Below are 21,058 nucleotides of genomic sequence, written 5' to 3'. Positions count from 1 at the left end.
CGGGTCGTCGAGCGCGTCAGCGGCTCCGCGCGCTCGGCCAGTGGTGTGTCAGGAGGGCGTGGTGAGTGCCGTGTCCACCTGGATCAGGCGGGGGTGGTCGGGCCGCTCGGCGAGTACCGCCCGCAGTTCCTCGACCCCGCCCACATGCTGGGCGCGCACCCCGTAGCCCTCCGCGACGCGGGTGAAGTCCAGCCCCGGGATGTCCAGTCCGGGCGCGTCCGGCACCCCGAGCAGACCGCCGAACCAGCGCAGCGCCCCGTAGGTGCCGTTGCGCAGCAGCACGATCGTCAGCGGGACCCGGTGCTGCGCGGCCGTCCACAGAGCGGTGATGCCGTAGTTGGCCGAGCCGTCCCCGATGACGCCGACGACCGGACGGCCGGGCTGGGCCATCGCCACCCCGACGGCGCCGGGCAGGCCGAAGCCGAGTCCGCCGGCCGCCGGGAAGTAGTAGGAACCCTGGCGGCGCAGATCCATCTGGCGCCACCACGCGGAGTTGGTCGAGGTGGACTCGACGACGTAGGCGGTGTCCTCGGGCAGTTCGTCGCGCAGGGCGGCGAAGACCTGCTCGGGGTGGAGGCTCGGTCCGTCGGCGGTGAGCGGCTCGGGCGCGGGCCGGTACGGGCCCGCGGGCTCGCCGCGCGCGTCGAGCGACCTCAGCAGCAGGCCGATGACGGCGCCGGGATCGGCGACCAGGGCCTCGCCCATCGGCGCCCGCGCGGCGGCCGACGCGTCCTCGGTCACCTGGACGAGCCGGGTGCCCTCGGGCAGATAGCGGCCGGGCAGGTACTCGTGGTAGCGGAACACCGGCGCGCCCAGCACCAGGACGAGGTCGTGCCCCTCGAATGCCTCCGAGACGGGCGCGATGCCGGCGGGCAGCACGCCCCGGAACTGCGGGTGCCGGTTGGGGAAGGGCAGCCGGAAGAGCGAGGGCGCCGCCCACACCGGGCCGCCCAGACGCTCCGCGAGCCGGACGGCGTCGTCGAAGAGACCGGCCGAATCGATGTCGCCGCCCAGCACCAGCGCGGGACGCCGGGCGGCGGCGACCCGCTCCACGAGCGCGCGGGCCTGCTCACCGCCGGGCACCGAGGCCCGCTCGACCCGCCGGTCCAGTACCGCCGGGGCGTTGTCGCCGGCCTCGGCCGACCAGTCGTCGTACGGCACGGAGAGGTACGTCGGCCGCTGCTGGAGCCGCGCCTCGAAGACGGCCTGCGCGAGGGCCCGCGGCACGTCCTCGGCGCACGCCGGCTCCGCCGCCCAGCCGACCAGGGGCTTCATCAGGGTCTGCGCGTCGACGCTGGCCAGGTTGGCCTCCGGCCCGATGGCCGGCCGCACCTGCTGCCCGGCGAGCACCACGAGCGGCGTACGGGACGCCACGGCGTTCGTCAGCGCCCCCATCGCGTTGCCCGAACCGGAGGCGGCGTGCAGGTTGACCAGCACCGGACGCCCGGACGCCTGGGCGTAGCCGTCCGCCATGCCGACCACGGCGCCCTCGTGCAGACCGAGGACGTAGCGGAAACCGTCGGGCAGGTCGGCGAGGAAGGGCAGCTCGTTGGAGCCCGGGTTGCCGAAGACGGTCGTGAGGCCCTGGCGGTCCAGGAAATCGTGGCAGAGGCGGCGCACGGTTGGCACGGACGTTCCTTTCGAAGTGATGCCGGACACGCTAGGGACCCCGCGACATGGGCACCAATAGATGTTTCGCCGAACCGATATAGAGTCCATCGATATGGGCACCTTCGATCTCAACCTCGCCCGTGTCTTCGTCCTGCTGTACGAGACCGGCAGCGTCACGGCCACCGCGGAGACGCTCCACGTCACCCAGCCCACCGTCAGCTACGGCCTGGGCAAGCTGCGGCGGCACTTCGACGACGAGCTGTTCCGCCGCAACGGGCGCGGACTGACACCCACGGCCGGCGCCCGGCGGCTGTACGAGCCGCTCCAGCGCGCCCTGGCGGAGATCGACGGGACGGTCCGGCAGGGCGACGCCTTCGACCCCGCCGCCATGTCGGGCCGCTTCACCATCGCCCTCTCCGACCTCGGCGAGGCCACCCTCCTGCCGAGGCTCCTGGCCGCCGCGCGCGAGCGTGCGCCGGGGGTGTCGTTCACGGTCCGGCCGTTCGACGTGGAGGACGCGGAGAGCCAGCTGCGCCGGGGCGACCTCGACGTGTTCGTGGCCACCCCGGTGATCACCTCGCACCTGACGGTGCGCATCCCGCTCTTCCGGGAGCGCTACGTCCTGATGGTCGCCGTCGACCACCCCCGGATCCGGGGCGACGAGGTCACACTGCCGGACCTCGCGGCCGAGCACCACGCGACGGTCTTCGGGCCGAGCGGTCACGTCGCGCCCCGGGCGGTACTGGCGGCGCACGGACTCCTGGAGCGGGTGGCCGTGGACGCCACCCGCTTCTCGATGCTGCCCTACCTGCTGGAGCAGACCGACCTGATCGCCATCGTCCCCGAGTACGTGGGAGAGGTCTTCACCGCCTCCCACCGGGTACGACTGGTGCGTCTCCCCTTCGAGACCGAGCCGATCGAGATCGCCCTGTACGCGCGGCACGAGTCCTCGCGCAGCCCGGCGCAGCGGTGGCTGGTGCAGTTCATGGCCCAAGTGCTGGGCGAGCAGGTGAGCCCGGCCCAGCTGCCGCCGACCGCGGCGGTGGCGTAACGGTCACCGGCCGGAGGTCATGCCTTGCGGCCCACCCCGCCGAACATGGCGACCTCGGCGGGGAGTTCGCCGTCACCGGACTCCGGGCGCCAGCGGTTGCAGGAGACCACGCCGGGGTGCAGCAGCTCCAGCCCGTCGAAGAACCGGGCCACGGCGTTCGGGGTGCGCTGCGTCAGCTTCGGCGTGCCGTGCTCGTTCCAGAAGGCCACGGCCGCGTCGACGTCGGGCATGTCCGGCCGGGTCACGGTGTGCGACAGCACGAGATGGCTGCCCCGGGGCAGGGCGCCGACCAGCCGCCGCACGATCCCGTACGCCTCCTCGTCGTCCTCGATGAACATCACGACACCCAGCAGCACCAGCGCGACGGGCTCGCTCATGTCCAGGGTGCGCGACGCGTGCTCCAAGACGGTGTCGACGTTGCGCAGGTCCTCGTCGAGGTAGTCCGTGCGGCCCTGCGGGGTGCTCGTGAGCAGCGCATCGGCGTGGGCCAGGACGATCGGGTCGTTGTCGACGTAGACGATGCGGGACTCGGGAGCGACGCGCTGGGCGACCTCGTGGGTGTTGTCCGCGGAGGGCAGTCCGGTGCCGATGTCGAGGAACTGCCGGATGCCCCGGTCGCCGGCGAGGTGGCGCACCGCGCGGCCCAGGAACTCGCGGTCGGCCAGGGCGTATTGCCCGATGCCGGGGTGCAGTCGGCGTATCTGGTCGCCGGCCTGCTGGTCCACCGGGTAGTTGTCCTTGCCCCCCAGCCAGTAGTTCCAGATGCGGGCCGTGTGGGGCTGGTCCGTCCTGATCCTCTGGCGGGCGTCGTTCACGGCGGGCGACTCGGTCATGGGAATGCCTCCGGTCCGGCTGCGTGATCGCTCAAGGGCAAACGTAGCCCGCCGAGTCGGCCGGGGCGACGCCTCGGACCGGGTCGTTGCGATCACCCTCATGTCGGCACCCGGACCCACCGTCCGCGCCGCCTCCCAAGGCCACCGCACGGGCGGCGGACCCGCGTCCTGTGCGTGGGCACGGCCATCGGGGACGCCGAGCATCTCACCGCCCGGATGAAGCCGGGCCGCCCGCGTCGCCGGTTCCGACCTGCGCCCCTTCACCCGTTGCCGGTGCCCGACGAGGGGCCGCCGGCCGCCGACCCACCGGCTCGTCGCCGACGGCACCCTGCCCGCGGCCCCCTGATCGGCTCCTTGAGCGGCGGTCGGACCCCGACGTACGCGTTTGCCGCCGGTGTGAGAGGCAAAGCGGAGTCCATGAGCGATCCGAACAAGAACACGAACCAGAAGCGCAGCACCACACGGACCGCCGAGGTCAAGGCCGGCGGCGCCGCGGACGAGGCGGCCGCCACCGCCTCGCGTGCCGGAAAGTCCGCTGCGGACAAGGCGGGTGACGCGGCGTCAGTGGCCAAGGCGGGAGCGCAGCGTTCGGCCCGGGCCGCGAACGGCGCCGTGGAGTCGGCGGCCAAGGGCGTCGAAGCCGGGCGTCAGGCGGTCATCACCACGTCGGAGCAGGTCGCGGCCGGGGCGAAGACCGCGTGGACGGTCATCGCGAACCGCAAGCTGGTCGCCGCGGGCGTGGGCGCCGGCATCACCGCGCTGAGCGCCGCGTCGTACGCGGTGGGCCGCCGCGCGGGACGTCACACCCACGGTCCCCTCACCCGGCTCACCGGCGGCCGGATCTGACACGTCCCGGCCGGCTTCGTCGGCGACGGTCCGTGCCGCGGCCGGCCGGGGCGGGGCCGTCGTCGAGACGGGGGGGGGGCTGCGACGCGGACGCCTGTCTCGCGGACGCCCGCGGCGCGAACGGGGCGGCGTGACGGGTAGTCGACGGCGTGACGGGCGTGTGCCGGGCAGACGACGGTGCGACGGGCGTGTGCCGGACGGGTGCGTCCGAAGGGCTACACCGCCCCGCCCGGCTCGTCGACCACCTCGAACGTCGCCGGGCCGAGGGCGAGCGCACCGTCGCTCAACGGCGTGCACCGGACGCCGCCTCTCCCGCGCAGCGCACGCTGGGCGCCGGGGCCGACGGTGACGTCCATCCAGGCGCACGGGCGCGCGGGGCGGTTCACGGCGAAGAGCACCGGACCACGACCGCAGTCCAGGGCGACGGTGGCCCCGAGCCAGGCGTCGATGTCGACGCCCCGGAGCAGGACGTTGCGCCGGGTGTGCCGGAGGTCGGCGTCGGGGTTGATGTCCAGGGGCAGGTTCTCCGCGGACATGAGGGTGACGGCCGCGTTCCGGTGGGCCGGGCGCGCGTAGTACCGGTCGCCGACCAGACCGAGACCTGCCCGCACCTCGACGCGGGGCACGCGCTCGTCGGCGGGACCGGGCGAGGGCCCGTCCGCAGGGCGCCCGGCCAGCCGGTGCGCGGGCGAGACGAGCAGCTGCACCACCTCCACCTCGGTCATGTGTTCACCTTGACCACGGCCCACCCCAGGTACCGATCCCGTGTCGGCGCACCGGACAGGGGAAGATGGGTCCGCGAGCGAATGCCCGACGATGCGGAGGAGTGGGCGCATGCAGCATGACCGAGCCGGGAAGCCGGCCGGCCCCGAGGACCTGATCGACGTCGCCCGGCTGGTGACGGCGTACTACGCGCTGCACCCGGACCCGGCCGAGCCCGGCCAGCGCGTGGCCTTCGGCACCTCCGGCCACCGGGGGTCGTCACTGGCGGCCGCGTTCAACGAGGACCACATCGCGGCCACCAGCCAGGCCATCTGCGAGTACCGGGCCGCACAGGGCACCGACGGCCCGCTCTTCCTCGGCGCCGACACCCACGCCCTGTCCGAGCCGGCCAGGATCACCGCGCTGGAGGTGTTCGCGGCCAACGACGTGACCGTCCTGATCGATACCGCGGACGGCTACACCCCGACCCCCGCGGTCTCCCACGCCATCCTCACCCACAACCGGGGCCGCACCTCGGGCCTCGCCGACGGCGTGGTCGTCACCCCCTCGCACAATCCGCCCTCCGACGGCGGCTTCAAGTACAACCCCCCGAACGGCGGCCCGGCCGGCTCCGACGCCACGTCCTGGATCCAGGACCGCGCCAACGAGATCATCGCCGCCGGGCTGAAGGACGTACGACGCGTCCCCTACGCCCGGGCCCTCGCCGCGCCCGGCACCGGCCGCCACGACTTCCTCGACGCCTACGTGTCCGACCTGCCGAGCGTCCTGGACCTCGACGCGATCCGGTCGGCGGGCGTGCGGATCGGCGCCGACCCCCTCGGCGGCGCCTCCGTCGCGTACTGGGGGCGCATCGCCGAGCAGCACCGCCTCGACCTGACGGTGGTCAACCCGCTCACCGATCCCACCTGGCGGTTCATGACGCTGGACTGGGACGGCAAGATCCGCATGGACTGCTCGTCGCCGCACGCGATGGCCTCGCTCATCGAGCGGCGCGACCGCTTCGACATCGCGACCGGCAACGACGCCGACGCCGACCGGCACGGCATCGTCACCCCGGACACGGGGCTGATGAACCCCAACCACTACCTCGCCACCGCCATCGCCTACCTCTACGCCCACCGCACCGAGTGGCCGGCCGACGCGGGCGTGGGCAAGACGCTGGTGTCCTCCGGGATGATCGACCGGGTCGCCGCCGACCTCGGGCGCCCGCTCGTGGAGGTGCCCGTCGGCTTCAAGTGGTTCGTGGACGGGCTGGTCGACGGCACGCTCGGCTTCGGCGGCGAGGAGTCGGCCGGCGCGTCCTTCCTGCGCCGCGACGGTTCCGTGTGGACCACGGACAAGGACGGCATCATCCTGGCCCTGCTCGCCTCCGAGATCACCGCCGTCACGGGGAAGACGCCGTCCGAGCACTACGCGGCCCTCACCGGCCGCTTCGGCGAACCCGCCTACGCCCGCATCGACGCCCCCGCCACCCGCGAGGAGAAGGCCCGCCTCGCCAAGCTGTCCCCGGCCCAGGTCACCGCCGACACCCTCGCCGGGGAGCCGGTCACGGCGGTGCTCACCGAGGCACCGGGCAACGGAGCGGCCATCGGCGGCATCAAGGTGACCACCGAGAACGCCTGGTTCGCCGCCCGGCCCTCCGGCACCGAGGACGTCTACAAGATCTACGGGGAGTCCTTCCTCGGGGCGGACCACCTGCGCCAGGTGCAGGACGAGGCCAAGCTCGTCGTCCTCGGCGCCCTCGGCGACTGACGCCGTACCCGGCTCCCGGGCCGGTCAGCCGCGACCGGCCCGGGGGAGTGCCACGGTCAGCCCGCGGATCTCGTAACCGCCGATCGCTTCCTGGAAGGCGACGCGCGGCTCCCCGCTCATGCGGATGCCGTCCAGGGCGAACAGCCGGCTGAGGAACACGTCGGTCTCCAGCAGGGCGATGTGCGCCCCGGGGCACCGGTGCGGGCCGTCGCCGAAGGAGAGCCCGGCGCCCACCTCGGCGGCGCGGCCGGGCCGGAGCAGCAGCGGCTCGTCGCCCACGGCCTTCGGGTCGGTGTTGGCGTCGTCCAGGAGGAGGGCGACGTACTCGCCCGGGCGCACGGTCACCGGCCCGCCGGGACACGGCAGCTCGACGGGCTCGGTGGCCCGTCGGCGCAGCTGCCCGATCACGGGCTCCAGCCGCAGCAGCTCCTGGAGCGTGGCCAGTCGCCCCGTCTCGTCCGAGGCGCGGTAGTGGGCCAGCAGAGCGGCGTCGGAGAACAGGTGCCAGGCGGCCAGGCAGACGAACTCGCGCGTGGTGACCATGCCGGCCGCGGCGAACGTCAGGCACTCACCGAGGATCTCCGCGTCCGAGCACCCCTCCGCGATCAGGTGGGAGATCAGGTCGTCGTGCTCCCGGCGACGGTGCGCGCGGATGGCGGGGCGGACGTCGGCCAGGTGGATGCGGAGCCAGTTGGCGTTCTGCCGCAGCAGCCAGTACAGGCCCCGGAGACTGGTCAGGCCGGGCTCGCCGAACTCCTCGGGGAAGAACCGCTCCAGCCGGCCGCGGATGCCGGGCCGGCCGTACCGCAGCCCGACGACCTCGCTCACCACGCCGATGGCCAGCTCGAAGGCCAGGTCGGAGAGCGGGGCCTCGCCCGCCGCGCGCAGCACGGCCAGCTGTTCCCCGGCGATGCGGGCCATCAGGTCGCGGTAGTGCTCGTCCACCCGGCGGGGGGTGAAGAAGCGCGCGGTCTGCCGGCGGTGCTCCCGGTGTTCGGGGCCGTCCCGGTAGAGCACGGGCCGGCGGACGCGCGGCGGGAGCTTCTCCACCGTCTCGACGCCGAGACCGGCCTGTACGGTGCCGGGTCCGCGCAGCAGCGCACGCGCGACCTCGTAATCGTGCACCTGCCACGTCCCGTCCGCCGCGCGGCTGACCGGGCACGTGGGCCGGGGCCGTCCCCGGTCGGCCTTCCGTGAGGACCGCGCCGCTTCGTCTCCGCCGTGCACCCCAGCACCCCCCCCGGAGCCCGGCCCCGGGCGGTCCCGATGACCGCGCGGTCGGCCGGCGTCCTCACAGGATCAGTCAGCCGGCGGCCCCTGACCACCCCCCGGAATCCGTCGGGCCGGCAGCACGGGTCGTCACGTCGGGGCACGACCGTCCGGTGGACGCCGGCGCAGGGCCCACGGCGGCGCCCAGACCTCCGCGGCCAGGTGGCCGGACGGCCGGGAGGCGAGGTGGGCAAGGAGCGCCGACAGCGCGGGGTGCGGGTTGTCGGCGTGCCGGAGCAGGGAGTGCGGGTAGACGGGTGTCGGGTCGCGCAGCGGGATGCGCCGCAGGCCCTGGACGGCGGGCTTGACGAGCGGTGTCCGGTCGCTGAGGAAGGTCGCGACGGTCGAGGACTCGGCGATCGTGTCGAGCAGGTCCTCGACGCCGAAGTTGGGCCCCGCCGTGTCGATGGTGAACCCGAACTCGGCGGCGAGGGCGTCGTAGTAGGCCGACCACTCGGCGCCGGGGACGTTCCCCGGCATCCAGACGCGGTGCCCGGCGAGCTGGGCCGGGGTGATCTCCTGCGCCGCCGCGAACTCGTGGGCCGGCCCGGTGACCAGATGGAGCGGTTCGTCGAAGACGGGCGTGGCCTCGATGCCGTCCGGCAGTTCGAGCCCCGGCATCGTGACGCAGCGGAAGGACGCGTCGACCGCCCCGGACCGGATGGCGTCGACGGCCGCCCGCACGTCGGGGAGGGTGACGACGTCGAGGGCGACACCGGGACGGGCACGGTGGAAGTCGCGCAGCACGCCCGCCGTGGCGGCCCGCCTGCCGATCACGTCGACCCGCAGCGGGCGGCGTCCGGGCCGTACGGAGGCGAGGGCCCGCTCCTCGGCGTCGAGCAGCGCACGCGCGTGCGGGAGGAAGGCCTGCCCGTCGACGGTGAGCCGCACCCCTCGGGCGGTGCGGGTGAACAAGGAGACGCCCAGACTCTTCTCCAGGGCGGCGACGCGTTTGGACACCGCCTGCTGGGTCACCGCCAGCCGGTCCGCGGCGATCTGCAGCTGCCCCGCCTCCGCAGCGGTGACGAAGGTGCGAACGGCGAGGAGATCCACGCCCGCCATCCTAGGAGCTCCGAGCGGTCACGGTCCGGGGTGCCGGTCCTCCTGGGACCCCACGCGTCCGGCCGGGCGGGGCGGCCGGCGCCCCGTCGGACGGTGATCGTGACGGCGGTCCGATGTTTCCCGGATTCGGGGGTAGACGGGCTGGCGTGACGGTCAAGGCTCAGGAAGAGGGCGGATCGAATGAACGGGGCTGTCCAGAACGGGAACCGGCCGAGAGAGGTGCCGGTCAGGGTTTCTGCGGAGTACGAGGGCAGGCCCGGCGACATCGCCCGGGGCCGGGAGCTGGCCCGCGGCTTCCTGGCACGGGTGCGGGCAACGCGGAACCGGCCGGTCTCCGACCGCGCGGTGGATCTGGTGCAGCTGGTGGTCAGCGAGCTGCTGACGAACGCCTGCAAGTACGCGCCCGGCCCGTCACTCGTCGACCTCGAGCTGGCCGAGGACCGGGTGGAGGTCACGGTGTGGGACAGCGCCCCGGTGCTGCCGGTGGCCGAGGGCCCGGACCCGGACCGGATAGGGCGACACGGGCTGGAGATCGTCATGGCCGTCTGCCAGAGCTTCGAGGTGCACCGGGAGCCCGTGGGCAAGCGCACGAGGGCCGCGGTGCGGCTCGTCGACGACCACAACGGCACGGCCCTCGGCCACGCCTCCTGATCCGCCGGTGATCCCGCCCCGTCGCGTCCTACGGGCCGGCGGGCCCCCGCTCACCCGCCCCGATCCGGTAGACCACGCTGCGGCGCAGTGGGCCCTCGGGCACATCCGGGTCGTCGAAGTCGTCGGCCGGGTCGCGGGTCATGCCGAGGCGGCGCATCACCGCCCGCGAGCGGAGATTCGTGGCCGTGGTCACCGCCAGGACCTCCGCCAGTCCGAGTTCCTCGAAGCCGAAGGAGACCACCGCCCGCGCGGCCTCGGTGGCGTAGCCGTGCCCCCAGGCCGGACGGGCCAGCCGCCAGCCGGCCTCCACCCCGTCGAACGGCATCCCCTCCTCGACGGGATCGAGTCCGGTGAACCCGATGAACTCGCCCGTGGCGGCCACCTCCACCGCCCACCAGCCCCAGCCGCGCCGTTCCAGGTCGGCCTGGAAACCGGCCACGGACGCATCGCTCTGTTCCCGGGTGAGCGTCCCGGGGAAGTACTCGCGGACCACCGGGTCGGCGTTCATGGCCGCCCAGGGTTCGAGGTCGGAGGCCCGCCACTCGCGGAGCAGGAGACGCTGGGTACGGATGCCGGAGCCGCTCACGGCCTCACCTCGTCGCCTCTTCCGCGTCGATGACCTCGGCCGGGTCCGGCGCCTTTATGTCCAGCGGCTCGTCGAAGCCGGTGAAGGACGTGGTCGTGTCGTAGTCGGCGCCCTCGTAGACCACCTTGAGCAGATGGGGCTCGCCCTCCGTGGCGACGTGGAAGGTGTACGTCCCGCCCTCGCCGCCGTCGGCCACGGTCAGCTCGACGGCCGCCCGGCCGGAGACGGGGGCGGTCTTCCCCTTCTTCGCCGTGCCGAACGAGGTGAAGGGCCGTGCGCAGGAGGAGAGGCCGTCGCCGGGCTGCGCGGAGTCGGCAGGCGTCCTGATCCACAGCCGCTGCTCGCCCGTGCCGCCGCCCGGCTTCCGCTTCTCCAGATAGGTGCGGTCCGGACGGACGTAGTCGGTCTCGCCGATCCGGATCTGCTCGATGCTGCCGCCGTCGGGGAACGTGGTCTTCCCGGAGCACCGGCCGTCGAGGTCGGTGACCAGCCGGCTGGTCACCGTACCGCCCTTCGCGGCCGTGCTGGTGGAGTCGATCCGCACGGACTCCAGTGCCCGCATCGTGGCGTTGGCGTCCTCGAGCATCTCGTCGGCGGACTTCGTCCGCCCCGTGTCCTCGGCGCCGCACCCCGCCGTGAGAGCCCCTGCCAGCAGACAGCTCAGCACGGCCGTCGCCGCGGTCGTGGTCCTGGTCCGCACACACCCCTCCGAGGTACAAGATCGGCACGGGGAGCTTACCCGACCTCCCTCCTTCGGCCCTCCGGAGCGGTTCACCCCCGGCCGGTGGGGGAACCTGGCGGGATGGACGGCATCGGAAGGCTGTGAGGGTCGTGGCGTCACGCTGGGCGGGCCACCGGGAGGCCGACGGACCAGGGCCGGAGAACGCGAACGGCGTCGCGGAGCCCGGATTCGCCCGTGCCGTGCTGCGGGCCCTCGGTGCCGGCGTCCTCACCCTCGACCAGGCCGGCCGGATCACCTCGGTGAACCCGTGGGCCGAGCGACTCCTGGGCCGGCCGGCGCGGGACATGGTCGGACACGACGCGCACGACCTGCTGCACCGGCACGCCGACGGCAGCCCCGTACCGCGCGAGCGGTGCACCCTGCGCAACCCCCTGTCCGGGACGTCGTCCGAGGAAGGCAGCGAGGAGTACTTCCAACGGGCGGACGGCACCACCGTGCCGATCATCTGGGCCACCACCCCGCTGGTCCGGGACGGCCGGCGCGAGGGGCTGGCGCTCGTCTTCCACGACTTCAGCCTGCACCGCAGCGCCACCGAGGAGATCGAGGCGCGCACCGCCGCCCTGGAGGCCTTCACCACCCAGCTGCACCTGGTGGCCGAGATCTCCACGGTCCTCGTCCCCACCGAGCGCACCTCCGTCACCCTCCGTCGTCTCCTGCGGCTGCTGGTGCCGGAACTGGGCCAGTGGGCCGCGGCCGACCTGCACCGGGGCGGGGCGGAGGTCCTGGAGCGGGTCGCCGTCCGCAGCAGCACCCACCCGCACCGGGCGGGAAGGCTGAGAGGAGCGGTCGCCCCGCTGCCGGACCCCGCCCGCGCCGCGCTGAACCGGCTGGTCAACGGCGACCGTCCCGCCCCGCTGAGCGCCGAGGAGGTGCTCGACGACCCGCACCACCCCCTCGCCCCCACGCACCGGGTGCTGTTCGAACGCCTCGGCGGGCACTCCGCCGTCGTCGTCCCGCTCCGCACCCGGCAGCGGTCGTACGGGACACTGACCGTGGCGCGCGCGGGGGACCACCCGGCGCACTCCGAGGCGGAGACCGCCCTGCTCGCCGACATCGGCCGCCGCGTCGGACTGGTCCTCGACAACGCCCGGCTCTACCAGGAGCAGCAGAACGTCGCCGTGACCATGCAACGCCAGCTGCTGACCCCTCTCCCACAGGTCGACCACCTGCGCATGGCGGCCCGGTACCGGCCCGCCGAGAGCGCGATGGAGGTCGGCGGCGACTGGTACGACGCCTTCCTGCTCGCCGACGGCGTCATGGCCCTGGTCATCGGGGACGTGGTCGGCCACGACCTGCAGGCCGCCGCCCACATGGCCGAGGTCCGCAACATGCTGCGCGCCCTCGCCTGGGATCACCAGGAACCGCCCAGCATCGTCATGCGGCGCCTGGACGAGGCCGTGACCAACACCAGCGACGCCCCGATGGCCACGCTCGTCTTCGCGCGCGTCGAAGGCCCCGAGGGCGGTCCCTGGAAGTTCCACTGGGTCACCGCCGGCCACCCGCCGCCGCTCCTCGTCACCCGGGACGGCGCGACCCGCTTCCTGGAGGCGGGGCACGGCCCGCTCATCGGCATGAGCGCCACCCTGCGCCTCGGCCTGGACTGGCCCGACGCGCGCGAGGAACTCCCGCCGGAGAGCATCCTCCTGCTCTACACCGACGGCCTGGTGGAGAGCCGCGACCGCCCGATCGACCTCGGCATGGCCAAGCTCCGCCACCACGCCGGCGTCCTGGCCTGCCGGCCGGAGGAGTGGACCATCGACGAGTACTGCGACGAACTGCTCGCCCGGATCGAACCCCGCGGTGACGACGTCGCCCTGCTGGCCCTGCGCCTGCCCGCCGCGGGCGTCGGCGCCCCCGGCGACACCTCTCCGCCGCCACCGCCCCAGTCCGCACACAGCGACGCCACCCCCGACCGGGCTGCGCCCGGCTCCCGCCGCCAGGAGTCCGAGGTGCTCGACCCGACACAGGCCGACCCGGACGAGTGACGGGATCCACCGACGGTCCACCGGCGGTTCCACGCGCGGACCCACCGGCCGATCCATCGGCCGATCCATCGGCCGATTCACCCACGCCTTCACCCGCCTGAGCGTCTTGAGTGGTGAGACACGGACGACGGGCTGACGGTAATTCACGTCGGGCCCGGGTCACCTCAGCTGACGAAGCACCAGCTGCCCGGTCGCGACGGAAGGAACCTCAGATGCGTTCTGCTCGCATGCTCCTGACCACTGCGGCGGCCTCGGCCGTCCTCGTCCTCGGCGCACCCGGCGCCCACGCGGCGACCGCCGGCGACTGGGAGCACGACGACTCTTCCCACAGCAAGGAGCACGACAACGGAGGCAAGCACGACGAGCCGCGCGGCGGGATGCACACGGGCGGCGGCGCCCTGGCCGCGGTGAACGAGGGCGACTGGGACGGCGGCGGCTCCAAGGAGGGCTCGCAGACCTACAAGCAGGACGAGGGCGAGAAGTCCTGGGGCGGCGGCGAGCACGAGAAGCCGCGCGGCGGCATGCACACCGGCGGCGGCGGACTGGACACCCCGGCCACGACCGCGGGCGGGCTGGCCGTCCTGGCCGTCGCCGCGACCGGCCTGTACGCCGTCCGACGCAGGAAGTCGGCCGACGGAGTGGCGTGAGCCGTGCCGGGCGCGATAGCAGTCGGGCCGCCACCCGGGAAACATGTGGCGGCCCGGCTCGCCTCCACGCCCGCCCGTCCGCCCCCCGCCCGTCCTCCGCCCGCCGCGCTGCCGCGCCCAAGTGAGGTGGTCCTCGATGGCAGTCCCCCCTACTTCCTCCACCGACGACACGCCGGCGCCCACCGGACAGGGGTCCCGCCCCGGCATGACGGTGCTGCTCGCCGTGGCCCTCCTGGTCCTGGCGGTGAGCCTGGTCGGCGGCAACGACACGTCCGCCGACTCCTCACGCCCGCCCCTCGCCCCGCAGCCCGGCGCCTCGGCCCCGTCGGCCCCCTCGGCCCCGTCGGCCTCGGGCGACACCCGGACGGACCTGCCGCGGTCGAAGCCGGTGCGCCTGCTGATCCCGGACATCTCCGTCGATGCCCCCTTCACCGACCTCGCCATCGGCGAGAACGGGCAACTCGAAGCGCCTCCCCCCGCCGACACCAACCTCGTCGGCTGGCACGCCGACGGCACCTCCCCCGGCGAGACGGGCACCTCGATCATCGCCGGGCACGTGGACACCAAGACGTCCCCCGCCGTCTTCGCCCGCCTCGCCGAACTCGACGAGGGCGACGTCTTCCACGTGGAGCGGGCCGACGGACGCACGGCGTCCTTCACGGTGGACAGCCTGGAGACCTTCGACAAGGACGACTTCCCCAGCGAGCGCGTGTACGGCGACGCCGACCGCGCCGAGGTACGGCTCATCACCTGCGCGGGCGACTACGACCGCAAGGCCAAGGACTACACCGACAACCTCGTGGTCTTCGCCCACCTGACCTGAGCCGGGCACCGTCCCCGCCCCGGTCACCCGCGCAGTGCACACGAGTCGCGCGCCCCGAGGGGCGGGCACAGGATCGAGGCACGCCGACGGCGTATCACCGCGGCCGGCACCCAGTTCCGCCGCCCCCGCGAAGGACCCGCGAAGGAGATGTGCGCAGGATGACCACCACGCCCACCCCCGCATCCGAACCGCTGACACGACAGGTGTCGCACCACGTCTCCCAGTCCGTGTTCGACGGCTCCCGACTGCGGGTCGTCCTGCTGGTGGAGGTCTACGACGGAGCCCAGCAGCAGTTCCTCGAGACGTACGAGCAGCTGCGCAGCCACGTCGAGTCCGTGCCCGGGCACCTCGGCGAGCAGCTGTGCCAGTCCATCGAGAACCCCTCGCAGTGGCTCATCACCAGCGAGTGGGAGAGCGCCCCGCCGTTCCTGAACTGGGTGAGCAGCGAGGAGCACGTGCGGATGGTGAAGCCGCTGCACAGCTGCGTCCGGGACACCCGGTCGCTCCGCTTCCACGTCGTCCGCGAGACGAATCACCCGGCCCCGGGCGCCGAGTCCGCGGCCCGCGGCGGACTCCAGGCGTCGCCGCGGATCGGGGACGGAGTGATCCGGCACGCCCTCACCTTCACGGTGAAGCCGGGCAGTGAGGACGCGGTCGCCGGGATCCTCGCCGACTACACCTCGCCCGAGCCACGGGTGGACGACACCACACGGCTGTGCCGCACCTCCCTCTTCCTGCACGGCAACCGTGTGGTGCGGGCCATCGAGGTCCGCGGAGACCTGCTCGCGGCGCTGCGGCACGTGGCGGAACAGCCCGAGGTGCGGGCCGTGGAGGAGGCCCTCAACCCGTATCTGGAGCAGGACCGGGACCTCGGTGACCCGGAGTCCGCCCGGGTGTTCTACACGCGGGCCGCCCTGCCCGCCGTACACCATGTGACGGCGGGCGAGGACGACCCGGCGGCCCGTCGGCACGCGCTGTCGTACCCCGCCCGGCCGGGTTGCGGCATGCGGCTGGCCCAGCTGCTGGCCGAGGCCGACGAGGCGGCGGCGGACGATCCGCGCACCCCGGTCCTGTGCAGCACGATCTTCCAGCGCGACGACGTCGTGGTCCGGCTGGTCGACGTACGCGGTGATCTCGACGACGGAGACCCGGCGGTCGCCCTCGGTCTCGCGGATCCCGCCCGGGTGGCCGAACTGACGACCCTGCTGGACGGTTCCGTCGCGGTTGACGGCGGCGCGCCCGCGGGGAGCGAGCTCGCCCGTGCTCTCGGGGGAGCCCGCATGGACCTCGTCACGGACCGCCGCGCGCCCGGCGTCTGACCCGCGCCCCTCCCACGGCCCGCACACGTCGGCCGCCGGACCGCGACGTGCGCGGTGCGGCGGCCGACGTGGGGGGCGGCGCCCGACGTGCGCCGTGTTCCCGTCAGCTCACTCGGGCACGGTGCAGTCGAAGGCGTGCAGGTAGGGGTTGACCGGGCGGATGTCGTCGATGACGAGGCCCGCGTCGGTCAGCCGGCCGACCATGCTGTCGGTGGTGTGCTTGGCACCGCCGACGTTGAGGAGCAGCAGCAGGTCCATCGCGGTGCTGAACCGCATGGAGGGCGTGTCGTCGACGAGGTTCTCGATGACCACGACCCGTGCTCCGGGGCCGCCCGCCGCCATCACGTTGCCCAGTGCGCGGGCGGTGCTGTCGTCGTCCCACTCCAGGATGTTCTTGATGACGTAGACGTCGGCCTTCACCGGGACGGCCTCCCGGCAGTCGCCCGGCACGATCCGCACCCGGTCCGCGAGCGATCCGCCCGCGCGCAGCCGGGGGTCGGCGTTCTCCACCACCCGGGGCAGGTCGAGGAGGGTGCCGTGCATCGACGGGTACTTCTCCAGCAGGCTCGCCACCACGTGCCCCTGCCCGCCGCCGATGTCCGCGACCGACGTACAGCCCGACAGGTCGAGGAGCGCGGCGACGTCCTGGGCCGACTGCCGGCTGGACGTGGTCATGGCGCGGTTGAAGACCTCGGCCGACTCGGGGGCGTCCTCGTTGAGGTAGGTGAAGAACTCCTTGCCGTACAGGCCCTCGACGACGTTGTCGCCGGTGCGCACCGCCTCGTCGAGCAGGGGCCACGCGTCCCAGGTCCACGGCTCGGTGCACCACAGGGTGATGTAGCGCAGGCTGTGCGGGTCGTCCTCGCGCAGCAGCAGGGACATGTCGGTGTGAGCGAACGTGCCGTCCCTGTGCTCGGTGAAGACGCCGTAGCAGGTCAGCGCGCGCAGCAGCCGGCGCAGCGGCCTGGGCTCGGTCTTCACCGCGGCCGCGAGGTCCTCCACGGCCATCGGGGTGTCGCCGAGCGCGTCGGCGACACCGCGCGTCGGCGACACCGAGCCGGGCGGTCGCGCGGAGGGCGGCGGCACATGCCGCCCCGAACACGAGCTCCCGCAGCCGCATGGGCGGGGGCGGGACGGTCTGTGCGGTCGTCATGTGCCGCGTTCCTTCCTTCTTCTTGGGTTCTCGGGTGACTACGGCCGGCCGGTCAGCACAGTCCCGCGGGCTTGGAGGCGCCGCAGGTGTTGCCGGTGAAGGTGTTGCTCGCGGCGGTGTCCGCGGTCTCGGCGTTGACCAGGTCGGCGGGGGAGTTCTCGCGCAGCCTGTTGCCGTTGACCTCGTTCTTCGAGTTGCCGGCGCCCACCATGCTCTTGGCCAGGACGATGCCGCCCGACATCGACGACTTGCCGGAGTTACCCTCGACCGTGTTGTCGGCGACCAGGACCTTCTCGACGCCGGTCAGGACGATGCCGGAGCCCTGGAGCGCCTCCAGCCGGTCGGTCTTCGGGCAGGACTTGTTGTTGCGCACGACGTAGTTGTCGCGCACGACGAGGTCGCCGGCCTTGGGCTTGTTCTCGTCGCCGACGACGAAGACGCCCGCGCAGTTGCCGGTGATGTGGTTGTCCGCGACGGCGAGGTTGCGCAGCCGCCGGACGGTGACGCCGATCCGGTTGCCCTCGAGCCGGTTGTGGGCGACCTCCGTGCCCTGGGAGTCCGCGGCGCCTGCCTCGGCCGTGATGGTGTTGGCGATGAAGATGCCCGCGTCGCCGTTGTCGCGGGCGGTGTTGCCCCGGAAGATCCCGTGGATCGACTGCTCCTGGGCGATGCCCCAGACCCCGTTCTTCACGGCCGTCACGTTCCGTACGGTCAGCCCGTCGGTGGCCATGGAGAACACGCCGGTGCGCTTGAAGCCGGTCACCGTCAGGTTGGCGACGGTGACGCCCTTGACGTTCTCGTCCTTCGTGCCGACCACGCAGATGCCGTTGCCGTCTTCGGCGCAGGTGTTCTCTTCGGCGGCCTTCTCCGTGCTCGGCTTGATGACGGTGTCGCGGCCCATGCCGCGCAGGGTGAGCCCGGGGGTGCTCACCTTGACGCTCTCGTGGTAGGTGCCGGGGGTGAGGAGGACGGTGTCGCCCGACCGGGCGGCGTCGACCGCCTTCTGGATCGATTCGCCGGGGTGGACCACGTGGGTCGTGTGGCCGGCGGACGCCGGGGCCGCGCCGATCCCCGTTCCGATCATCGCTGCGGTGCACACCAGGTACACGACATGGCATTTCTTCATATTCCGCACGTTATGCCCGAAAGATTGGCGCACTGGTCGGATGAGCCATCCGACGGCGTGTCATGAACCGACGGTGAACGCCGGGTTCTTGGGCAGACGGACCTAAGTGATCTTCACGTCGTCGGCCGGAAAGGAGGGACCGTCGTGACCGTTCCCGCACGAGGCCCCCGTCAGAGGCGCTCCGGGCGCCGCTTCGACCTCCGCGCGACGGCCCTGTTCTTGGGACTCGCCGCCGTCGGCCTGTGCGTCGCGGGGTGGGTCGTGCGGATGGCGCTCGACGTCGCCGAGCAGCGCCCCGTATGGGCCGTCGTCCTGGTGCTCGGCGGAGTACTGGCCTGCCTCGCCGGCCGGCGAAGGCGCACCGTCCCCCTCGCCTCCGGCCTGGCCCGGCGCACCACGGGCGCACTGGAGAAGGGCACGGCGACGGCCCTGGACGCCCTGGAGGAGACCCGGACGGCCGTACGTCCACCGGAGGCGCACCACGTCCAGGAGCCCGCGACCGCGGTGATCGACGACCACGAGGCGTTCGGCCCCGACGAGTTCGAGCAGGCGACGGCCGACCTCTGCCTGCGCGACGGCTGTGCGGAGGTGGAGGTCGTCGGTGGCGCGGGCGACCTCGGCGCGGACGTGACGGCGGTGACCCCCGACGGCCGGCGCCTCGTCATCCAGTGCAAGTACTACGGCGAAGGCAACAAGGTGGGCTCCGAGGAGATGCAGCGCTTCGGCGGTACCTGCTTCACCGTCCACGAGGCCGACATAGCGGTCGTCGTCACCACCAGCGAATTCACCCGGCCGGCCGCCGAGTACGCCGAGCAGTGCGGAATAGTCTGCGTGGACGAGCGCCGGCTGCGGGAGTGGAGCGGGGGCACCGGGCCGGCGCCCTGGGCGCTCGGCCCTCGCGCGACCGAGGAGACCACGCCCCTGGACCAGGACCTGTGGTGAACTCCGCCGCCACCCGCCCCGGCCGTCGGCCGGGGCGGGACGGTTTCCCCGCCGTTCAGTGGCAACCTGTGCCGCATGGGCAAAACAGCGCTGATCGTCATCGACATGATCAACACCTATGACCACAAGGACGCCGATTCGCTGGTTCCCTCCGTGGAATCCGTACTCCCCGCCGTGACCGGCCTGCTGGAGCGGGCGCGGCGGCAGGGCGTCCCCGTGATCTACGTCAACGACAACTTCGGCGAGTGGCGCTCGCACCACGGCGAGATCCTCGACCAGGCCCTCGCGGGGCCGCACGCCGACCTCGTCGAGCCGCTGCGGCCCGACGACTCCTCCCTCTTCGTGGTCAAGGCGCGCCACTCGATCTTCTTCGAGACCCCGTTGACGTACCTGCTGTACGAGCAGGGCATCGACCGGCTCGTGCTGTGCGGGCAGGTGACCGAGCAGTGTGTGCTCTACTCGGCGCTCGACGCCCACATCCGGCACCTTCAGGTCATCGTGCCGCGCGACGCCGTCGCCCACATCCACGCCGACCTCGCGGACGCCGCACTGCGCATGATGGAGCGGAACATGGGTGCCCGGGTGTGCGACAGCGGCGAGTTGTGGACGTGACACGAGCGCTGCGGCAGCCGGCGGAGGCAGGCGCACGGTGGTAGCGAGCGTGCCGGGGGCGGCGGTTCGCAGGGGACGCGGGTCGGTCGAGGCCGCGGAGGTCACCGCGAGACCGTGAGGGCGTCGCGACGCACTCGCCCGCCGCCCTCGCGCCGCTGCGGCCCCCGGTGGCGGGCCCGGTCGATGCGGGCGGTGCTCTCGTCCGCCTCGCGCACCTCCGTGTGCCGTCCCCCCCCACGACCCTTGACACCTCCGGCTCCGCCGTGTGTCACTCCCACAGGACGTGGGAGGGCCTACGTCCGGCTCACCCCGGGGGACGGCAGACGGCACGGCCCCGCCCGCCTCCGTCACGGGGCCGGAGAAGAACGACCTGGAGTACCGCATGCCCTTGCCCACGCCGCTGCGCGGCGTCGTCCCGCCGGTCATCACTCCCCTCACCCCGGCCGGCGAGGTGGACACCGCCTCGGTCCGCCGGCTCACCGAGCACCTGATCGATGCCGGTGTGCACGGCCTGTTCCTGCTCGGCTCCAGCGGCGAGGCGGCCTACCTCACCGACGCCCAGCGGCTGACCGCGCTGGAAACGGCCGTGGACACCGCGGCGGGCCGCGTCCCCGTGCTGGCCGGGGTCATCGACACCACCACCGCCCGGGTACTGGACCGCGCGGCCGACGCCGTCCGGGCCGGTGCGCAGGCGCTCGTGGCCACGGCGCCCTTCTACACCCGCACGCACCCCGTCGAGATCGCCGACCACTTCCGGCGCGTCCGCGCGGCTGCCGGTCTGCCGCTGTTCGCCTACGACATCCCGGCCGCCGTGCACACCAAGCTGCCCCGCGCCGTGGTGCTCGACCTCGCCGCCGACGGCACCCTCGCCGGGCTCAAGGACTCCAGCGGTGACGAGGGCTCGTTGCGCCGCCTGCTGGTCGAACTGCGCCGCAGCACACCGGACTTCTCCGTTCTCACGGGCTCCGAACTCACCGTCGACTGCGCGCTGCTGGCCGGCGCCGACGGCGTCGTGCCCGGACTCGGCAACGTCGACGCCGAGGGCTACGTGCGGCTGTACGAGGCCGCCCGTGCCGGGGACTGGGCCGCCGCCAAGGCCGAGCAGGACCGCCTCGCCGCCCTGTTCGCCCTCACCGAGGAGGGCGACCCGGCGCTGATGGGGCCCAGCTCCGCCGCGCTCGGCGCCTTCAAGGCCGCCGCCCGCCTGCTGGGCCTCATCGACTGCGCGGCCACCGCCGCACCGCAGGTCCCGCTCGACGAGGCGGCCGTGGCCCGGATCGGCGACCGGCTCGCCGAGGCCGGCCTTCTGTGACACCCCGTCCGGG

Annotated in this window: 19 protein-coding genes and 1 pseudogene; 11 read left to right on the top strand and 9 right to left on the bottom strand. The window is 73.3% G+C overall.

Features of this window, described 5'->3' with window-relative positions; genetic code table 11:
* Positions 1-48 precede the first annotated feature (48 nt).
* Entirely contained in the window at positions 49-1,629 is a 1,581-nt protein-coding gene (mdlC, locus tag ACLIN4_RS02395) for a benzoylformate decarboxylase (protein ID WP_100044039.1), read from the bottom strand.
* Positions 1,630-1,723: 94 nt separating this feature from the next.
* Here mdlC and ACLIN4_RS02390 point away from each other — a divergent pair, with 94 nt between their 5' ends.
* The gene (locus ACLIN4_RS02390) at positions 1,724-2,662 is read left to right on the top strand and encodes a LysR substrate-binding domain-containing protein (RefSeq protein ID WP_411575449.1); all 939 of its coding nucleotides are present in this window, start codon (positions 1,724-1,726) and stop codon (positions 2,660-2,662) included.
* Between the two features lie 17 nt (positions 2,663-2,679).
* Here the strand turns inward: ACLIN4_RS02390 and ACLIN4_RS02385 are convergent, their stop codons facing one another.
* Positions 2,680-3,495: an SAM-dependent methyltransferase gene (locus ACLIN4_RS02385; protein ID WP_107479784.1), complete on the bottom strand. Its 816-nt coding sequence runs from the start codon at positions 3,493-3,495 to the stop codon at positions 2,680-2,682.
* Positions 3,496-3,912: 417 nt separating this feature from the next.
* Between ACLIN4_RS02385 and ACLIN4_RS02380 the strand changes: the two genes are divergently transcribed.
* A complete protein-coding gene (locus tag ACLIN4_RS02380; RefSeq protein ID WP_289908022.1) occupies positions 3,913-4,341 on the top strand; it encodes a hypothetical protein in 429 nt (142 codons plus the stop codon).
* Positions 4,342-4,556: 215 nt separating this feature from the next.
* On the opposite strand, the gene ACLIN4_RS02375 is transcribed toward ACLIN4_RS02380, so the two are convergent.
* Positions 4,557-5,066, bottom strand: a complete 510-nt coding sequence (locus tag ACLIN4_RS02375) for a molybdenum cofactor biosysynthesis protein (RefSeq protein ID WP_107479783.1) — start codon at positions 5,064-5,066, stop codon at positions 4,557-4,559.
* A gap of 109 nt (positions 5,067-5,175) precedes the next feature.
* On the opposite strand from ACLIN4_RS02375, the gene pgm reads away from it, so the two are divergent.
* Positions 5,176-6,816, top strand: coding sequence for a phosphoglucomutase (alpha-D-glucose-1,6-bisphosphate-dependent) (gene pgm / locus ACLIN4_RS02370; protein WP_107479782.1), 1,641 nt, complete (start codon positions 5,176-5,178; stop codon positions 6,814-6,816).
* 24 nt (positions 6,817-6,840) lie between these two features.
* Here pgm and ACLIN4_RS02365 read toward each other — a convergent pair whose 3' ends face one another.
* Complete coding sequence (locus tag ACLIN4_RS02365; protein ID WP_373429081.1) at positions 6,841-8,043, bottom strand: cytochrome P450; 1,203 nt, start codon at positions 8,041-8,043, stop codon at positions 6,841-6,843.
* Positions 8,044-8,175: 132 nt separating this feature from the next.
* Complete coding sequence (locus tag ACLIN4_RS02360) at positions 8,176-9,147, bottom strand: LysR family transcriptional regulator (RefSeq protein WP_107480331.1); 972 nt, start codon at positions 9,145-9,147, stop codon at positions 8,176-8,178.
* Positions 9,148-9,327: 180 nt separating this feature from the next.
* On the opposite strand from ACLIN4_RS02360, the gene ACLIN4_RS02355 reads away from it, so the two are divergent.
* The gene (locus tag ACLIN4_RS02355) at positions 9,328-9,798 is read left to right on the top strand and encodes an ATP-binding protein (protein WP_100044034.1); all 471 of its coding nucleotides are present in this window, start codon (positions 9,328-9,330) and stop codon (positions 9,796-9,798) included.
* Between the two features lie 28 nt (positions 9,799-9,826).
* On the opposite strand, the gene ACLIN4_RS02350 is transcribed toward ACLIN4_RS02355, so the two are convergent.
* Positions 9,827-10,384 (bottom strand): GNAT family N-acetyltransferase, encoded by a 558-nt coding sequence (locus ACLIN4_RS02350; RefSeq protein WP_411575448.1) that lies wholly within the window; start codon positions 10,382-10,384, stop codon positions 9,827-9,829.
* Positions 10,385-10,388: 4 nt separating this feature from the next.
* Positions 10,389-11,084, bottom strand: a complete 696-nt coding sequence (locus ACLIN4_RS02345) for a hypothetical protein (RefSeq protein WP_289907918.1) — start codon at positions 11,082-11,084, stop codon at positions 10,389-10,391.
* 131 nt (positions 11,085-11,215) lie between these two features.
* Here ACLIN4_RS02345 and ACLIN4_RS02340 point away from each other — a divergent pair, with 131 nt between their 5' ends.
* From ACLIN4_RS02340 to ACLIN4_RS02325, 4 genes are all read left to right on the top strand, one after another.
* Positions 11,216-13,111: a SpoIIE family protein phosphatase gene (locus ACLIN4_RS02340; protein ID WP_381914746.1), complete on the top strand. Its 1,896-nt coding sequence runs from the start codon at positions 11,216-11,218 to the stop codon at positions 13,109-13,111.
* A 212-nt stretch (positions 13,112-13,323) separates the two neighbouring features.
* Positions 13,324-13,758 (top strand): hypothetical protein, encoded by a 435-nt coding sequence (locus tag ACLIN4_RS02335; protein ID WP_100044031.1) that lies wholly within the window; start codon positions 13,324-13,326, stop codon positions 13,756-13,758.
* A gap of 136 nt (positions 13,759-13,894) precedes the next feature.
* Positions 13,895-14,581, top strand: a complete 687-nt coding sequence (locus ACLIN4_RS02330) for a class F sortase (protein WP_179342309.1) — start codon at positions 13,895-13,897, stop codon at positions 14,579-14,581.
* A 158-nt stretch (positions 14,582-14,739) separates the two neighbouring features.
* Positions 14,740-15,900, top strand: a complete 1,161-nt coding sequence (locus tag ACLIN4_RS02325; RefSeq protein WP_307653319.1) for a SchA/CurD-like domain-containing protein — start codon at positions 14,740-14,742, stop codon at positions 15,898-15,900.
* 108 nt (positions 15,901-16,008) lie between these two features.
* Here the strand turns inward: ACLIN4_RS02325 and ACLIN4_RS02320 are convergent.
* Both ACLIN4_RS02320 and ACLIN4_RS02315 read right to left on the bottom strand, forming a co-directional pair.
* Positions 16,009-17,053, bottom strand: a pseudogene (locus ACLIN4_RS02320) (methyltransferase).
* Between the two features lie 52 nt (positions 17,054-17,105).
* Positions 17,106-18,179: a right-handed parallel beta-helix repeat-containing protein gene (locus ACLIN4_RS02315; RefSeq protein ID WP_107476726.1), complete on the bottom strand. Its 1,074-nt coding sequence runs from the start codon at positions 18,177-18,179 to the stop codon at positions 17,106-17,108.
* A gap of 144 nt (positions 18,180-18,323) precedes the next feature.
* Here ACLIN4_RS02315 and ACLIN4_RS02310 point away from each other — a divergent pair, with 144 nt between their 5' ends.
* The 3 genes from ACLIN4_RS02310 (at position 18,324) to ACLIN4_RS02300 (ending at position 21,045) form a co-directional block, all read left to right on the top strand.
* Positions 18,324-19,121 (top strand): restriction endonuclease, encoded by a 798-nt coding sequence (locus tag ACLIN4_RS02310; protein WP_411575447.1) that lies wholly within the window; start codon positions 18,324-18,326, stop codon positions 19,119-19,121.
* Between the two features lie 75 nt (positions 19,122-19,196).
* On the top strand, positions 19,197-19,733 hold the full coding sequence (locus ACLIN4_RS02305) for an isochorismatase family cysteine hydrolase (protein WP_100044025.1): 537 nt from the start codon (positions 19,197-19,199) through the stop codon (positions 19,731-19,733).
* Positions 19,734-20,115: 382 nt separating this feature from the next.
* Positions 20,116-21,045: a dihydrodipicolinate synthase family protein gene (locus ACLIN4_RS02300; RefSeq protein ID WP_289907921.1), complete on the top strand. Its 930-nt coding sequence runs from the start codon at positions 20,116-20,118 to the stop codon at positions 21,043-21,045.
* Positions 21,046-21,058: the final 13 nt, after the last annotated feature.

The sequence above is a fragment of the Streptomyces mutabilis genome (assembly GCF_046628145.1).
Classification (GTDB): domain Bacteria; phylum Actinomycetota; class Actinomycetes; order Streptomycetales; family Streptomycetaceae; genus Streptomyces; species Streptomyces mutabilis.
Note: the sequence above shows the minus strand (reverse complement) of the source record. Positions and strands in the feature narration are given on the sequence as shown.

What these genes read in the sequence shown, in the direction of transcription:
- ACLIN4_RS02390 (WP_411575449.1), top strand. Translation starts at nt 1,724, where the DNA reads ATGGGCACCTTCGATCTCAACCTCGCCCGTGTCTTCGTCCTGCTGTAC.
- ACLIN4_RS02385 (WP_107479784.1), bottom strand. Translation starts at nt 3,495, where the DNA reads ATGACCGAGTCGCCCGCCGTGAACGACGCCCGCCAGAGGATCAGGACG.
- ACLIN4_RS02380 (WP_289908022.1), top strand. Translation starts at nt 3,913, where the DNA reads ATGAGCGATCCGAACAAGAACACGAACCAGAAGCGCAGCACCACACGG.
- ACLIN4_RS02375 (WP_107479783.1), bottom strand. Translation starts at nt 5,066, where the DNA reads ATGACCGAGGTGGAGGTGGTGCAGCTGCTCGTCTCGCCCGCGCACCGG.
- pgm (WP_107479782.1), top strand. Translation starts at nt 5,176, where the DNA reads ATGCAGCATGACCGAGCCGGGAAGCCGGCCGGCCCCGAGGACCTGATC.
- ACLIN4_RS02360 (WP_107480331.1), bottom strand. Translation starts at nt 9,147, where the DNA reads ATGGCGGGCGTGGATCTCCTCGCCGTTCGCACCTTCGTCACCGCTGCG.
- ACLIN4_RS02355 (WP_100044034.1), top strand. Translation starts at nt 9,328, where the DNA reads ATGAACGGGGCTGTCCAGAACGGGAACCGGCCGAGAGAGGTGCCGGTC.
- ACLIN4_RS02335 (WP_100044031.1), top strand. Translation starts at nt 13,324, where the DNA reads ATGCGTTCTGCTCGCATGCTCCTGACCACTGCGGCGGCCTCGGCCGTC.
- ACLIN4_RS02330 (WP_179342309.1), top strand. Translation starts at nt 13,895, where the DNA reads ATGGCAGTCCCCCCTACTTCCTCCACCGACGACACGCCGGCGCCCACC.
- ACLIN4_RS02325 (WP_307653319.1), top strand. Translation starts at nt 14,740, where the DNA reads ATGACCACCACGCCCACCCCCGCATCCGAACCGCTGACACGACAGGTG.
- ACLIN4_RS02315 (WP_107476726.1), bottom strand. Translation starts at nt 18,179, where the DNA reads ATGAAGAAATGCCATGTCGTGTACCTGGTGTGCACCGCAGCGATGATC.
- ACLIN4_RS02305 (WP_100044025.1), top strand. Translation starts at nt 19,197, where the DNA reads ATGGGCAAAACAGCGCTGATCGTCATCGACATGATCAACACCTATGAC.
- ACLIN4_RS02300 (WP_289907921.1), top strand. Translation starts at nt 20,116, where the DNA reads ATGCCCTTGCCCACGCCGCTGCGCGGCGTCGTCCCGCCGGTCATCACT.